The following is a 15,053-nucleotide window of genomic DNA, read 5'->3' as shown; positions in this document are numbered from 1 at the left end:
CCCCTGAAAACCGCCGGAAATACCGAAGCACGAAGAATGCAGAGCGGAGTCGGATGATGCGTACGCGCCCGCTGAAGGTGGCGTTGCTGGGTTGTGGTGTGGTGGGCTCCGAGGTGGCGCGCATCATGACGACGACGGCCGACGACCTCGCCGCTCGCATCGGTGCCCCGGTCGAGCTCGCCGGGATCGCGGTCCGCCGGGCCGGCCGGGTGCGCCCCGGGGTGCCCGAGCACCTGATCACCACCGACGCCGAGGCCCTGGTGGGCCGCGGTGACATCGACGTCGTGGTCGAGGTGGTGGGCGGCATCGAGCCGTCCAAATCGCTGATCCTGTCCGCCTTCGCGAAGGGCGCCTCGGTGGTCAGCGCCAACAAGGCGCTGCTCGCCAAGGACGGCACCGAGCTGCACGCGGCGGCCGCCGCGGCCGGCGTGGACCTGTACTACGAGGCCGCGGTGGCGGGCGCGATCCCGCTGCTGCGCCCGCTGCGCGAGTCCCTCGCGGGGGACAAGGTCAACCGGGTGCTGGGCATCGTCAACGGCACCACCAACTTCATCCTCGACAAGATGGACACCACCGGCGCCGGCTACTCGGAGGCGCTGGAGGAGGCCACCGCGCTCGGCTACGCCGAGGCGGACCCGACGGCCGACGTCGAGGGCTTCGACGCCGCCGCCAAGGCCGCCATCCTGGCCGGGATCGCGTTCCACACCGAGGTCACCGCGGCGGACGTCTACCGCGAGGGCATCACCGAGGTGACCGCCGCCGACATCGCCTCCGCCAAGGCGATGGGCTGCGTGGTCAAGCTGCTGGCGATCTGCGAGCGGGCCGCCGACGGCGCGTCCGTCACCGCGCGGGTCCACCCGGCGATGATCCCGCTCTCGCACCCGCTGGCGTCCGTCCGCGAGGCGTACAACGCGGTGTTCGTCGAGGCCGAGGCGGCCGGCCGGCTGATGTTCTACGGCCCGGGCGCGGGCGGCTCGCCGACCGCCTCCGCGGTGCTCGGCGACCTGGTCGCGGTCTGCCGCAACAAGCTGGCCGGGTCCACCGGTCCCGGTGACTCCGTGTACACGCAGCTGCCCGCCAAGCCGATGGACGAGGTGGTCACCCGCTACCACGTCAGCCTGGACGTGGACGACCGGGCGGGCGTGCTCGCCCAGGTCGCGTCCGTCTTCGCCGAGCACGGCGTCTCCATCGACACCGTGCGCCAGCAGGGCCGCGACGGCGACGCCTCGCTCGTCGTGGTCACCCACCGTGCCACCGACGCCGCGCTGTCGGCGACGGTCGACAAGCTCCGCGCGCTGGACAGCGTGCGGGACGTGGCCAGCATCATGCGGGTCGAAGGGGAATAAGGAACCAGCCATGAACGCCGTTGCCGAGAACGTCGTCCGAGGCGCGCACACCCACCAGTGGCGCGGCCTGATCGAGGAGTACCGGGACCGCCTGCCGGTCACCGCGGCCACCCCGGTGGTCACCCTGCTGGAGGGCGGCACGCCCCTGGTACCGGCCCAGGTGCTCTCCGAGCGCACCGGCTGCGAGGTCTACCTCAAGGTCGAGGGCGCCAACCCGACCGGTTCCTTCAAGGACCGCGGGATGACGATGGCCATCTCCAAGGCCAAGGAGGAGGGTGCCCAGGCCGTCATCTGCGCCTCCACCGGCAACACCTCGGCCTCCGCCGCCGCCTACGCGGTGCGGGCCGGGATGGTCTCCGCCGTGCTCGTCCCGCAGGGCAAGATCGCCCTGGGCAAGATGGGCCAGGCGCTGGTGCACGGCGCCAAGATCCTCCAGGTCGACGGGAACTTCGACGACTGCCTGACGCTCGCCCGCGAACTGTCCGAGAAGTACCCGGTGGCGCTGGTCAACTCGGTGAACCCGGTGCGGATCGAGGGCCAGAAGACGGCGGCCTTCGAGATCGTCGACATGCTCGGCGACGCCCCGGACATCCACGTCCTGCCGGTCGGCAACGCGGGCAACATCACCGCCTACTGGAAGGGCTACCGGGAGTACGCCGCCGACGGGATGGCCGCCCGCACCCCGCGGATGTGGGGCTTCCAGGCCGCCGGCTCGGCCCCGATCGTGGACGGCGCGCCCGTCCTCAAGCCGCAGACCATCGCCACCGCGATCCGGATCGGCAACCCGGCCTCCTGGGACTTCGCGCTCGCCGCGCGGGACGAGTCCGGCGGCCTCATCGACAAGGTGACGGATCGTCAGATCCTCGCCGCCTACCGGCTGTTGGCCGCGCAGGAGGGCGTCTTCGTGGAGCCCGCCTCGGCCGCCTCGGTGGCCGGCCTGCTGGCCAAGGCGGAGGCCGGCCTGGTCGACCCGGGCCAGCGGATCGTCTGCACGGTGACCGGCAACGGCCTCAAGGACCCGGACTGGGCGGTGGCCGGCGCGCCGCAGCCGCAGGTCGTCCCGGTCGACCCGGAGGCCGCGGCCCAGCGGCTCGGACTGCTGGACTGACGGCGGGGCCTGACAGTTCGACGGGCCGACCCTTTCGGGGGTCGGCCCGTCACAGTTCTCCGGTGACACTTTTGTGTCAATTCCGCTGCGCATTCCGATCCGATTCCACCCCACTCCCTGACCGCGGGGGGTGCGCATTCCGGCCAGAACCGGCAACACACCAGATCGAAGGCCCACGGGGTGTACCACTGGGGAACCTCTCTTCGATACTCTGGGACCGGCCGTGTGGCACATGCCCCGGGCCCGTCCTGGTACGGGCCGCGCCGACGACAGCGACCGCCAGGCCCGAGAGGCCGCGGCCCTTTCCCCACCTCGCACCGACGACGCGCTCCGCGCCGCCCGATTTCCCCAGGAGAGTCCACCGCATGGCCGGTCCTGCGTTCCGTGCCGCCGCCGTCCGGGTCCGGGTTCCCGCGACCAGCGCCAACCTCGGCCCGGGCTTCGATGCCTTCGGGCTCGCGCTGGGCCTGTACGACGACGTCGTCGTCCGGGTCTCCGACTCCGGCCTCTCCGTCGACATCGCCGGCGAGGGCGCGCAGACGCTGCCGCGGGACGAGCGCCACCTGCTGGTCCGCTCGATGCGGGCCGCCTTCGACCGGCTCGGCGGCCAGCCGCGCGGCCTCGAAGTGGTCTGTGCCAACCGGATACCGCACGGCCGTGGCCTGGGCTCCTCCTCGGCCGCCATCTGCGCCGGGATCGTGGCCGCCCGCGCCGTCACCATCGGCGGCCCGTCCGCGCTGGACGACGACGCGCTGCTGGCCCTCGCCTCCGAGCTGGAGGGCCACCCGGACAACGTCGCGGCCTGCCTGCGCGGCAACTTCACCATCGCCTGGACCGACGAGGAGTCGGCCAAGGCGGTCGCCCTGGAGCCCTCCGCGCAGGTCGTCCCGGTGGTGTTCGTGCCGGCCGGCGAGGTGCTCACCGAGACCGCCCGCGGCCTGCTGCCCAAGACCGTCCCGCTGGCCGACGCCGCCGTCAACGCGGGCCGCTCCGGCCTGCTGGTGGAGGCCCTGACCAGGCGCCCCGAACTGCTCCTCGCCGCCACCGAGGACCGGCTGCACCAGGACTACCGCTCCTCCGCCATGCCGGACAGCGCCGCGCTGGTCGGCGCGCTGCGCGCGGAGGGCGTCCCCGCGGTCATCTCCGGGGCCGGCCCGACCGTGCTGGCGCTCACCGACGAGGCGGGCGTCGACAAGGTGCTCTCCTTCGCCGGGCACCACGGCCACGGCGGCGACCCGGCGTTCGCCGCGCACCGGCTCGACGTCGACCGCACCGGGGCCACCGTGCTCCCACTGGGCGTCTGAGCTGCCGGTTCGGCCCGGTGCAGAGCCGGGCCGTCCGGACACGATTGGCAAGCTCGAGGTCGGGGAATGTCTGAGGGGGTCGGTAGTGTTAACCTCATTGCTGCACCAGGTGCCCTCCGGGGCTAGGTGCGCCGCGTCCCGATCCCAGCGTTCCACTGCCGTGGAACCGCCGCGAGGTCCGGGGCGACGATTCTCCGGGAGCCCACCGCAGCGCGTACGCAGCCTGCCTGCGCGACAAGCGGTCGCATCCCGAAGCCGTGACGGCACCTGACTCCCACCCGCGGCCTCCCACTAGGGGCCAGGACGGGCGGAGCGCGGGCCACCGTCACGCGACGGGGGCCCGGGATTCGCAGGCAGCGTGGGCGCAACGCCCTCTGGGGAGGTCGACACACGACCGGCCCACGCGCCACCTCAGCACCACCGTGCTTCACGCACCGCACCTCGCAGCTCTCCCTCGACGGGCTCCCGCCATTCGAGGGATCACCGCCTCGGACCGACGCAGTCGAGCGTTGGTCAGGACAGCACAACCGGTCGCCGAGCCAGACAGGCCGACGTCCGCTCCAGGGAAGGACCCTTAGTGAGCGACTCCACCGATCTGATGGGCGCGCGCCCGGACGCCGAAGCGTCGGACGCGACCGCCGCCCCCGCTGCCCCGGCTCGCCGCCGCCGCAGTGCCGCCGCTGGCCTGGACGGCATGGTCCTCGCCGAGCTGCAGAAGCTCGCCGCGGACCTGGGCATCACCGGTACCGGACGCATGCGCAAGAGCCAGCTGATCGAGACCATCAAGGAGAAGAGCGGCGGGGACCCGCTGCTCGCCGCCGGTGGCGCCCCGGCCGCCAAGCGCACCGCCGCCAAGGCGGACGCCGAGGCCCCGGCCGAGAAGCCGGCCCGCCGCACCAAGGCCGCCGCTGCCGCGGCCCCGGCCGCCGAGCCGCAGGCCCAGATCGAGATCCCGGTCCAGGCCGCCGCCGAGACCGCCGCGCCGGCCCGTGCCGAGCGCACCCGCCGCCGCGCCACCTCGGCCGCCGGCGCCCCGACCGCGCCCGTCGCGGCCGCGGAGGCCGTCGCCGAGGCCGCCACCGTCGCCGTGGCCGAGCCCAAGCAGGCCGACCGTCCGGCCGAGACCCGCGCCTTCGAGGGCCGCGAGGAGGGTCGCGAGACCCGTCGCGACCGCCGCGAGCGCCGTGACCGCCGGGACGGCGGCGAGCGCACCGAGCGTACGGAGCGCACCGAGCGCACCGAGCGTCAGGACGCCGGCGAGGCCCAGGCCGGGCAGGACGCCGACGGCCGCGAGTCGCGTCGCGACCGCCGCAACCGCCGCGAGCGCACCGACCGCCAGGGCCAGCAGGGCCAGCAGCAGGCCCAGGGCGACGGCCAGCAGCGCCGCGAGGGCGGCCAGGGCCAGCAGGCCCAGCAGCCGCAGGTCCAGCAGGGCGGCTACGACGACGACGAGTTCGGCGACGGCCGTCGCGGCCGTCGGGGCCGTTACCGCGACCGTCGGGGCCGTCGCGGCCGTGACGGCTTCGAGGCCGGTCCGGCGGTCGACACGCAGATCGGCGACGACGACGTCCTGATCCCGGTCGCGGGCATCCTCGACATCCTCGACAACTACGCCTTCGTGCGCACCTCCGGCTACCTGCCGGGCCAGAACGACGTCTACGTCTCGCTCGCCCAGGTCCGCAAGAACGGCCTGCGCAAGGGTGACGCCATCACCGGTGCCGTGCGCCAGCCGCGCGAGGGCGAGCGCCGCGAGAAGTTCAACGCCATGGTGCGGCTGGACTCCGTCAACGGCATGGACCCGGAGACCGGCCGCGGCCGCCCCGAGTTCAACAAGCTCACCCCGCTGTACCCGCAGGAGCGGCTGCGCCTGGAGACCGACCCGGGCGTGCTGACCACCCGGATCATCGACCTGGTGTCGCCGATCGGCAAGGGCCAGCGCGGTCTGATCGTCGCGCCGCCGAAGACCGGCAAGACCATGGTGCTCCAGGCGGTCGCCAACGCGATCACCCACAACAACCCCGAGTGCCACCTGATGGTCGTCCTGGTCGACGAGCGTCCGGAAGAGGTCACCGACATGCAGCGGTCGGTCAAGGGCGAGGTCATCTCCTCGACCTTCGACCGCCCGGCCGAGGACCACACCACCGTCGCCGAGCTGGCCATCGAGCGCGCCAAGCGCCTGGTCGAGCTGGGCCACGACGTGGTCATCCTGCTGGACTCGATCACCCGCCTGGGCCGCGCCTACAACCTGGCGGCGCCGGCCTCCGGCCGCATCCTGTCCGGTGGTGTCGACTCGACCGCGCTGTACCCGCCGAAGAAGTTCTTCGGTGCCGCGCGCAACATCGAGAACGGCGGCTCGCTGACCATCCTGGCCACCGCGCTGGTCGAGACCGGCTCGCGGATGGACGAGGTGATCTTCGAGGAGTTCAAGGGCACCGGCAACATGGAGCTCAAGCTCGACCGGAAGCTCTCGGACAAGCGCATCTTCCCGGCCGTCGACGTGGACGCCTCCAGCACCCGCAAGGAGGAGATCCTGCTCGGCAGCGAGGAGCTGGCCATCGTCTGGAAGCTGCGCCGGGTGCTGCACGCGCTCGACTCGCAGCAGGCGATCGAGCTGCTCCTGGACAAGATGAAGCAGACCAAGAGCAACGCCGAGTTCCTGATGCAGATCGCCAAGACCACCCCCGGTTCGGGCGACTGACCGTAGGCGGACTCCGCTGCAGCACGGAACCCCGGATCGCGCGAGCGGTCCGGGGTTCCGTGCGTTCAGGGCCGCTTTGTTCCAGAGTTGGGACAGCTTGGGACCATTTGATCTTCTTGTCCGATTTACTCTGGACCGTATGGCCGAGCACAAGAGGGTCCCGAGTCGCCGCCGCAAGGTCCTGCGGTGGTCCGCCTGCGCGGTCGCCGCGCTCGTCGTCGCCGGCGGCGGCGCGGGGGCGTACGCGTACCTGAAGCTCAACGGCAACATCAAGAGCGTCGACATCGACTCCCGCCTCGGCGAGGCGCGGCCCCCGGCCGCCACCGACGGCTCCTTCAACATCCTGGTGCTGGGCTCCGACTCGCGGGTCGGCGAGAACGGCGACCTGGCCGGCGGCGACACCGGCGACTCCGCCCGGTCCGACACCGCGATGGTGGTCCACGTCTACCAGGACCACTCCAGGGCCTCGATCGTCTCGATCCCGCGCGACACCCTGGTCGACCGCCCGCAGTGCACCGACGGCGCCGGCAAGGCCGTCCCGGCGGCCAAGCGCGCGATGTACAACAGCGCCTTCGAGGCGGGCGGCGCGACCTGCGCCGTCAAGACCACCGAGCAGCTCACCGGGCTGCGGATGGACCACTACCTCCAGGTGGACTTCGCCGGCTTCGCCCGGGTCGTGGACGCGATAGGCGGGGCCACCGTGACCACCACGGTGGCCATCCACGACAAGGACAGCGGGCTCGACCTGCCGGCCGGCGAGCACCACCTGGACGGGCAGCAGGCGCTGGCCTTCGTGCGCACCCGGCACGGCGTCGGCGACGGCAGCGACCTCGGCCGGATCGAGCTGCAGAAGCAGATGGTCAAGTCGCTGCTCCAGCAGGCCGGCGGGATCGGACTGTTCTCCAACCCGGTCAAGCTGTGGTCGATCGGCGACACCATGACCAAGAGCGTCACCACCGACTCCGCGCTCGGTTCGGTGAACTCCCTGGTCGGGCTGGTGCAGGAGCTCAAGGGGATCGGGCCGGACCAGCTGTCCATGGTCACCCTGCCGGTGGTGACCGCGCCCAGCGACCCCAACCGGGTGGTCGAGCAGCAGCCGCAGGCCGGGAACGTCTGGGCGGCGCTCAAGGCCGACCAGCCCCTCCCGCAGGCGGTCGTCTCGGCCCAGCCGGAGAACCCCGCCCAGGCGGCCCCCACGGCCCCGGCGGCGGGCGCCGCCGGGCCGTCCGTGAAGCCGTCCGTGAAGTCGTCCGTGCAGCCCACCGTGAAGGCCTCCGCCGTCCGCTGAGCCGCCGGCCCGCGCGCCTGCGCCACCCTCCGGGAGGCCGTGCGAAGCGTCCGGAATGTCCCCCGGAATAAGCCGCGGCGGGCCCCGGTTTGGGAAGATGCGGCCGGTCCTGGCAGACTGGTCCGTCGGTCCCGGTTCACGTGCGGCACTCCAGTCGCCGACCCGGTGCCCTCCCGAAAACTAGGAGAACCCCTTGAAGCCCAACGTTCACCCGGAGTACGTGGTCACCAACGTGACCTGCACCTGCGGCGCCGAGTTCACCACCCGCTCGACCGAGACCAGTGGCGTGATCCGCGCCGAGGTCTGCTCGCAGTGCCACCCGTTCTACACCGGCAAGCAGAAGATCCTCGACACCGGCGGCCGCGTGGCCCGCTTCGAGGCCCGCTTCGGCAAGCAGCACAGCGCGAAGGCCTAGCGCTCCCTCGGCGCCGGTTCCCGGTGCCCCCGTACTCGTTGTCGGGGGCGCTGGGGGCCGGCGCCGTTCGCGTCCCAGCGCGTACCGCACAGCTCCGCCCCGTTCCGCCCTCCGCACGATCCGAGTCCCCGGGAAGAAGGCCACCCCATGTTCGAGGCAGTCGAAGAGCTCCTCGTCGAGCACGCCGACCTCGAAACGAGGCTGGCCGACCCGTCCGTCCACGCGGACCAGAACAACGCCCGCAAGCTGGCCAAGCGGTACGCCGAGCTGACCCCGATCACCCGGGTCTACCGGCAGTGGAAGCAGGCCGGCGAGGACATCGAGGCCGCGCGCGAACTCGCCGCCGAGGAGCCGGAGTTCCTCTCCGAGGTGAAGGAGTCCGAGGCGCGCCGCGACGAGCTGACCGAGGAACTGCGGCTGCTGCTCGTCCCGCGCGACCCGAGCGACGACAAGGACGTCATCCTGGAGATCAAGGCGGGTGAGGGCGGCGAGGAGTCCGCGCTGTTCGCCGGCGACCTGCTCCGGATGTACCTGCGCTACGCCGAGCGGATCGGCTGGAAGACCGAGATCATCGACTCCAACGAGTCCGACCTCGGCGGCTACAAGGACGTCTCGGTCGCCGTGAAGACCAAGGGCAACAGCGAGCCCGGCCAGGGCGTCTGGGCCCGGTTGAAGTACGAGGGCGGCGTGCACCGCGTGCAGCGCGTCCCCGCCACCGAGTCGCAGGGCCGCATCCACACCTCCGCGGCGGGCGTGCTGGTCACCCCCGAGGCGGAGGAGGTCGAGGTCGAGATCGTCGCGAACGACCTGCGGATCGACGTCTACCGCTCCTCCGGCCCCGGCGGCCAGTCGGTCAACACCACCGACTCGGCGGTCCGGATCACCCACCTGCCGACCGGTATCGTGGCGTCCTGCCAGAACGAGAAGAGCCAGCTGCAGAACAAGGAGCAGGCGATGCGCATCCTGCGTTCGCGGCTGCTGGCCGCCGCGCAGGAGGAGGCCGAGCGGGAGGCCTCGGACGCGCGTCGCAGCCAGGTCCGCACGGTGGACCGCTCCGAGCGGATCCGGACGTACAACTACCCGGAGAACCGCATCTCGGACCACCGCACGGGGTTCAAGTCGTACAACCTGGACCAGGTCCTGGACGGCGACCTGAACGCCGTGATCCAGTCCTGTGTCGACAAGGACGCGGCGGCCAAGCTCGCCGCGGCCCAAGAGAACTGAGACCGGCGCGCCCCGGCCCGACGCAAGACCGGAGCCGGAGCGCAGAAACATGAGGTCGTACGGATGAACCTGCTGCTCGCCGAGGTGGCCCAGGCCACCCAGCGGTTGGCCGCGGCCGGCGTGCCGTCGCCGCGCTTCGACGCGGAGGAACTCGCCGCCTACGTCCACAACGTCAAGCGCAGCCAGCTGCACACCGTGCAGGACGCCGACTTCGACGCCCGCTACTGGGAGGCGGTCTCGCGCCGCGAGGCCCGCGAGCCGCTGCAGCACATCACCGGGCGGGCGTTCTTCCGCTACCTCGAACTGGCGGTCGGCCCCGGGGTGTTCGTGCCCCGGCCGGAGACCGAGACGGTCGTCGAGTGGGCCATAGACGCCGTGCGCGACATGGACGTCGCCGAGCCGCTGGTGGTCGATCTGTGCTCCGGCTCCGGCGCCATCGCGCTCGCCCTGGCCCAGGAGCTGCCGCGCTCGACCGTGCACGCCTTCGAGCTGGACGAGGGGGCGCTGGAGTACACCCGGCGCAACATCGAGGCCAGCCCGGACCGCGCCCGGGTCACCCTGCACGCCGGTGACGCCACCAAGGCCTTCGAGGACGACCGCTCCTGGGACGGCCGCTTCGACCTGGTGATCTCCAACCCGCCGTACATCCCGCTCACCGAGTGGGAGTACGTCGCGCCGGAGGCCCGCGACCACGACCCGCAGATGTCCCTGTTCTCCGGCGAGGACGGCCTGGACACCATCCGCGGCATCGAGCGGGTGGCCGCCCGGCTGCTGCGCCCGGGCGGCGCGGTGGTGATCGAGCACGCCGACCAGCAGGGCGGCCAGGTGCCGTGGATCTTCAACGAGGAACGCGGGTGGACGGACACCGCCGACCACCGCGACCTGAACAACCGACCGCGCTTCACAACCGCCCGAAGGGTCGGGTTGTGAACGATCGAGCACAGCACAACCGCCCGAAGGGTCGGGTTGTGAACGATCGAGCACAGCACGACCGCCCGCAGGGCCGCGCTGTGAAGCTCGCCGTGAACGTCATGAGCCTTTCCGGAAGGGGACCGCACCGATGAGCCGCCGCTACGACTGTGCCGACGCCGGGGACCGCGCCACCGGCCTGCGGGAGGCCGCATCGGCCATCCGCCGCGGCGAAATCGTCGTGCTGCCCACCGACACCCTGTACGGGGTCGGTGCGGACGCCTTCTCCCCAGAGGCCGTCGGCGAGCTGCTGGCCGCCAAGGGCCGTGGCCGCAACATGCCCTCGCCCGTCCTGGTCGGCTCGCCGACCACCCTGCACGGCCTGGTCACCGACTTCTCCGAGCAGGCCTGGGAACTGGTCGACGCGTTCTGGCCCGGCGGCCTCACCCTGGTCGCCAAGCACCAGCCCTCGCTGCGCTGGGACCTCGGCGAGACCCGCGGCACCGTCGCGGTCCGGATGCCGCTGCACCCGGTCGCCATCGAGCTGCTGAACAGCACGGGCCCGCTCGCGGTCTCCAGCGCCAACAAGACCGGCGGCCCGTCCCCGGCGACCTGTGACGAGGCGCAGGCCCAGCTGGGCGACGCGATCTCGGTCTACCTGGACGGCGGCAGGGCCGACCACGCCACCGCCTCGTCCATCGTCGACGTGACCGGCAAGGTGCCCGTGCTCCTGCGGGCCGGGGCGATCAGCATCGAGCAGCTGAGGGAGGTCGTCCCCGACCTGGAGGCCGGAAGTTGACACCCACCGCCTCGCTCCATGACGGGCCCGGCATAGCGCCGTACCTGAGCGTGGGTCCCAGGCCGCTGGACCACTTCCGGATCCTGTTCGTCTGTACGGGGAACATCTGCCGCTCGCCGATAGCCGAGCGGCTCACCCGGCGTGAGCTGGACACCCGGCTGAGTCCCCGGGTGGCCGGGCGGATCCTGGTGGAGAGCGCCGGCACCTGGGGCCACGTGGGGGCGCCGATGGAGGACCACGCGGCGACCGTGCTCGACGAGTACGGCGCCGACAGCGGTGGCTTCACCGGCCGGGAGCTGCTGGACGAGCACGTGGTCGAGGCCGACCTGGTGCTGACCGCGACCCTGGACCACCGCGCCCAGGTGATCTCGATGGGCCACGAGGCGGGCCTGCGCACCTTCACGATGAAGGAGTTCACCCGGCTGGTCCGGACGATCGACCCGGGCACCCTGCCCGACCCGCGCCGCGGCGCCGACGTCACCGAGCGGGCCCGCGCCCTGGTGCGGGCCGCCGCCGCGCTGCGCGGCTGGCTGCTGGCCGCGACCCCGGAGTCCGACGAGGTGGACGACCCGTACGGCGCTCCGATCGGCATGTTCCGCAACTGCGGCGAGGAGATATTCCACGCGGTCGACCCGGTGGTCACCGCGCTGACGGGTGTGCCCGCGCCGCGCTGACGCGCCCGAGCGAGCCGCGCGAGCGAGCCGCGCGAGCGAGCCGAAGGGCCGCGCCGGTGCCGAAAGGGAGAAGCGAGGAGGCCCCGAGATGGGGGTACCCCCGGCCGAAGGCTGGGGGAGAGGGGCATTGGAGCGCCGACCGTCGGCACCGGGTGAGAGCGGCCCGGAGGCGAGCCGAGCGCCAGATAGCGGGCCCGAACGGCCCCTTCTCGGCGGGCCGTACGGGGGCGACGGTCCTACGCTGGGGGCACCGTCCCTGCCGCGCCCGGGAGCCCTGCCATGACCGTCACCGATGCCGCGACCGGCCCGACCACGACGACGGGGCGCCCGTGGGCGTCCGAGGCGCTGCACCGGGCGGATCCGCAGATCGCCGACCTGCTGGCCGCCGAGTCCGAGCGGCGCGCCGAAACGATCCAGCTGCTGGCGGGGGAGAACCTCACCTCGCCCGCCGTGCTGGCGGCGCTGACCGGGCCGCTGATCGACAAGTACGCCGAGGGCTACCCCGGCCGCCGGCACCACACCGGCTGCGCGCTGGCGGACGCCGCGGAGCTGCTGGCGATCGACCGGGCCCGCGCGCTGTTCGCCGCGCCGCACGCCAACGTCCAGCCCCGCTCGGCGACTTCGGCGATGCTCGCGGCCTACGCGGCGCTGCTGCGGCCCGGTGACGGGGTGCTGGCGATGTCGCTGGAGCACGGCGGCCACCTCAGCTGCGGCTCGCGGGCCAACTTCTCCGGCCGCTGGTTCGAGTTCACCGGCTACGGCGTGCGCGCGGACGACGGCCTGATCGACCTCGACCAGGTGCGCGAGCTGGCCCGGCGGCACCGCCCGAAGGCCGTCGTGGCGGGCTCGATCTCCCACCCCCGGCACCCGGACTGGGCGGCCTTCCGGGAGATCGCCGACGAGGTGGACGCCTATCTGATCGCCTCCGTCGCGCAGACCACCGGCCTGGTCGCGGCCGGTGTGGCGCCCTCCCCGGTGCCGTACGCGGACGTCACGGTGGCCGCCACCCACAAGCTGCTGCGCGGCCCGCGCGGCGGTCTGCTGCTGTCCACCGCGGAGCTGGCCGAGCGGATCGACCGGGCGGTGTTCCCGTTCAGCCAGGGCGGCGCGGCGATGAACGAGGTGGCCGGCAAGGCGGTGGCCCTCGCGGAGGCCGGGACGCCCGCCTACCGGGCGTACGCCCAGCGGGCGGTGTCCGGGGCGCAGGCGCTCGCCAGGGGGCTCGCAGAGGCCGGAATGCGCCCTCTGACGGGCGGTACCGACACCCACCTGGTGACCGCCGACGTCAGCCCGCTCGGCGTGACCGGCGCGGAGGCCGAACGGCGCTGCGCGGCGGCCGGGTTGCTGCTCGGCAAGTGCGCACTGCCGTACGACCCGGCGCCGGCCGCCGACACCTCCGGGATCAGGCTGGGCACGGGCACCGTGACCAGCCAGGGGATGGGGGAGGCGGAGCTGACCGCGATCGCCGCCCTGATCGCCCGGCTGCTCGCCGGGGAGGCCCCGGGGCCGGTCGCGGCGCGGGTCCGGGAGCTGGCGGCGGCCTTCGCCGGGGGAGTCTGAGGCCCGCGGGTCCACAGGTATTCGGATCTCCTACCCGGGAGAGCGAACCGCGATGCACGTCCCGGGCGTCCGACTCAATAAGGTGTGTGCCGTGGCGACGCACCTCGAACCCCGGGAAGGCAGGGGAGTACCTTCGGTACCTCCCCGTTCGACAGTGATGCAGGAGGCCAGTGGTGCGTGAGTATCTGCTGGTGCTGTTCTGCACCGCCGCCGTCACCTACCTGTTGACCGGTCCGGTCCGGAAGTTCGCCATCGCGGCGGGCGCGATGCCCCCGGTCCGCGCCCGCGACGTGCACCGCGAGCCCACTCCGCGGCTCGGCGGCATCGCGATGTTCGGCGGACTGTGCGCGGGCATCCTGGTCGCCTCCCAGCTGGACAACCTGAGCAAGGTGTTCAACGGGGGCAGTGACATCCGCGCGCTGCTGTCCGGCGCCGGGATCATGTTCCTGCTGGGGGTGCTGGACGACAAGTGGGGCGTGGACGCCCTGGTCAAGCTGGGCGGCCAGATGATCGCCGCCGGCGTGATGGTCTGGCAGGGCGTCACGGTGATCAGCCTCCCGGTGCCCGGCGTCGGTTCGGTCGCGGTGAGCCCGACCCAGGGCATGGTCATCTCGGTCACCCTGGTCGTCGTCATGGTCAACGCGGTGAACTTCATCGACGGGCTGGACGGCCTGGCGGGCGGCATGGTCTGCATCGCCGCGATGGCCTTCTTCCTGTACAGCTACCGGCTCTGGTACGGCTACACGATCTCCGACGCTGCCCCCGCCGTGCTGTTCAGCGTGCTGCTGATCGGCATGTGCCTGGGCTTCCTGGCGCACAACATGCACCCCGCGCGGATCTTCATGGGCGACTCCGGCTCGATGATGCTCGGCCTGATGCTGGCCGTCGCCGCGATCTCGATCACCGGCCGGGTCGACCCGGACCTGATCAACAGCGAGACCGGTTCGCAGACCGCCACCGTGCACACCCTGGTGCCGATCTACATCCCGCTGCTGCTGCCGCTGACGGTCATCGCGCTGCCGCTGGCCGACCTGCTGCTCGCGGTGGTGCGCCGCACCTGGGCCGGCCAGTCCCCGTTCGCCGCCGACAAGCGCCACCTGCACCACCGGCTGCTCCAGGTCGGGCACTCGCACAGCCGGGCCGTGCTGATCATGTACTTCTGGGCCGCGCTGATCGCCTTCGGCACGGTCGCCTTCTCGGTGACCAAGACCGGCCGCACGGTGGTGCTGACCCTCGCCGGGCTCTGCCTGGTCGGCCTGGTGGTCCTGCTGACGCCGCGGTTCCGGCCGCGGGCGCCCCGGGCGGTGCAGTCCTTCGTCCCGCCGCGGTACCGGCGGCGCTCGTCGTCCGCCCCGATGGCCGAACTGTCGGCGAAGGACAAGCAACTTCTGGGTGAAGCGGGCCACGGGTCCTCCGCGTCCGCCGACCACCACAAGGCCACCGGCCGCCGGTGACACCGAAGTTGACGATCCGTCAAATGGGCTCACCCGTACGGCGGATTCGTTGCGCCATCGGTGTGACAGGAGCCACACATTCATGGTAAAGCTCTCATCAAATAGTTTGTGATACCGTTCACGAGTACCGAGAACGCGCCGAAAGACCTGACAGGTGGAGGACTTCCGTCCCTGGTCGGTCTCCTTCGACGGATCCGCCGCTCACCGCGGGCGGTCCGGCGGCGGCCACTCGGTCCGGTGTCACCCCGCCACCATCTGTGCCCGTCCCCCGCCA

12 protein-coding genes are annotated in these 15,053 nt (G+C 72.4%); all 12 read left to right on the top strand.

Going from position 1 to position 15,053, the window contains the following annotated elements; all coding sequences use genetic code 11:
- Positions 1 to 53 precede the first annotated feature (53 nt).
- The 12 genes from ACFXPX_RS04280 (at position 54) to ACFXPX_RS04225 (ending at position 14,779) form a co-directional block, all read left to right on the top strand.
- Positions 54 to 1,346, top strand: a complete 1,293-nt coding sequence (locus ACFXPX_RS04280) for a homoserine dehydrogenase (protein ID WP_380522025.1) — start codon at positions 54 to 56, stop codon at positions 1,344 to 1,346.
- A gap of 10 nt (positions 1,347 to 1,356) precedes the next feature.
- Entirely contained in the window at positions 1,357 to 2,454 is a 1,098-nt protein-coding gene (gene thrC / locus ACFXPX_RS04275) for a threonine synthase (protein ID WP_375892994.1), read from the top strand.
- Between the two features lie 365 nt (positions 2,455 to 2,819).
- Positions 2,820 to 3,758: a homoserine kinase gene (gene thrB / locus ACFXPX_RS04270; protein WP_375892992.1), complete on the top strand. Its 939-nt coding sequence runs from the start codon at positions 2,820 to 2,822 to the stop codon at positions 3,756 to 3,758.
- A 577-nt stretch (positions 3,759 to 4,335) separates the two neighbouring features.
- Positions 4,336 to 6,456 (top strand): transcription termination factor Rho, encoded by a 2,121-nt coding sequence (gene rho / locus ACFXPX_RS04265; protein WP_380586782.1) that lies wholly within the window; start codon positions 4,336 to 4,338, stop codon positions 6,454 to 6,456.
- A gap of 139 nt (positions 6,457 to 6,595) precedes the next feature.
- On the top strand, positions 6,596 to 7,744 hold the full coding sequence (locus tag ACFXPX_RS04260) for an LCP family protein (RefSeq protein ID WP_380639556.1): 1,149 nt from the start codon (positions 6,596 to 6,598) through the stop codon (positions 7,742 to 7,744).
- Between the two features lie 193 nt (positions 7,745 to 7,937).
- A complete protein-coding gene (rpmE, locus tag ACFXPX_RS04255) occupies positions 7,938 to 8,159 on the top strand; it encodes a 50S ribosomal protein L31 (RefSeq protein WP_327680707.1) in 222 nt (73 codons plus the stop codon).
- Between the two features lie 147 nt (positions 8,160 to 8,306).
- Complete coding sequence (prfA, locus tag ACFXPX_RS04250; RefSeq protein WP_375892986.1) at positions 8,307 to 9,383, top strand: peptide chain release factor 1; 1,077 nt, start codon at positions 8,307 to 8,309, stop codon at positions 9,381 to 9,383.
- A gap of 63 nt (positions 9,384 to 9,446) precedes the next feature.
- Complete coding sequence (gene prmC, locus ACFXPX_RS04245; protein WP_375892984.1) at positions 9,447 to 10,313, top strand: peptide chain release factor N(5)-glutamine methyltransferase; 867 nt, start codon at positions 9,447 to 9,449, stop codon at positions 10,311 to 10,313.
- A gap of 130 nt (positions 10,314 to 10,443) precedes the next feature.
- Positions 10,444 to 11,091: an L-threonylcarbamoyladenylate synthase gene (locus ACFXPX_RS04240; RefSeq protein ID WP_380639554.1), complete on the top strand. Its 648-nt coding sequence runs from the start codon at positions 10,444 to 10,446 to the stop codon at positions 11,089 to 11,091.
- A gap of 32 nt (positions 11,092 to 11,123) precedes the next feature.
- Positions 11,124 to 11,765 carry a protein-tyrosine-phosphatase gene (locus tag ACFXPX_RS04235; protein WP_360233710.1) on the top strand — a complete coding sequence of 214 codons (642 nt, stop codon included), beginning with the start codon at positions 11,124 to 11,126 and terminating at the stop codon, positions 11,763 to 11,765.
- A gap of 279 nt (positions 11,766 to 12,044) precedes the next feature.
- Complete coding sequence (glyA, locus tag ACFXPX_RS04230; RefSeq protein WP_380522015.1) at positions 12,045 to 13,325, top strand: serine hydroxymethyltransferase; 1,281 nt, start codon at positions 12,045 to 12,047, stop codon at positions 13,323 to 13,325.
- Positions 13,326 to 13,498: 173 nt separating this feature from the next.
- Complete coding sequence (locus tag ACFXPX_RS04225; protein ID WP_375892979.1) at positions 13,499 to 14,779, top strand: MraY family glycosyltransferase; 1,281 nt, start codon at positions 13,499 to 13,501, stop codon at positions 14,777 to 14,779.
- Positions 14,780 to 15,053: the final 274 nt, after the last annotated feature.

The sequence above is a fragment of the Kitasatospora sp. NPDC059146 genome, from assembly GCF_042786665.1.
Classification (GTDB): Bacteria; Actinomycetota; Actinomycetes; order Streptomycetales; family Streptomycetaceae; genus Kitasatospora.
The sequence above is the reverse complement of the archived record's forward strand: the minus strand, read 5'-3'. Positions and strand labels throughout refer to the sequence as shown.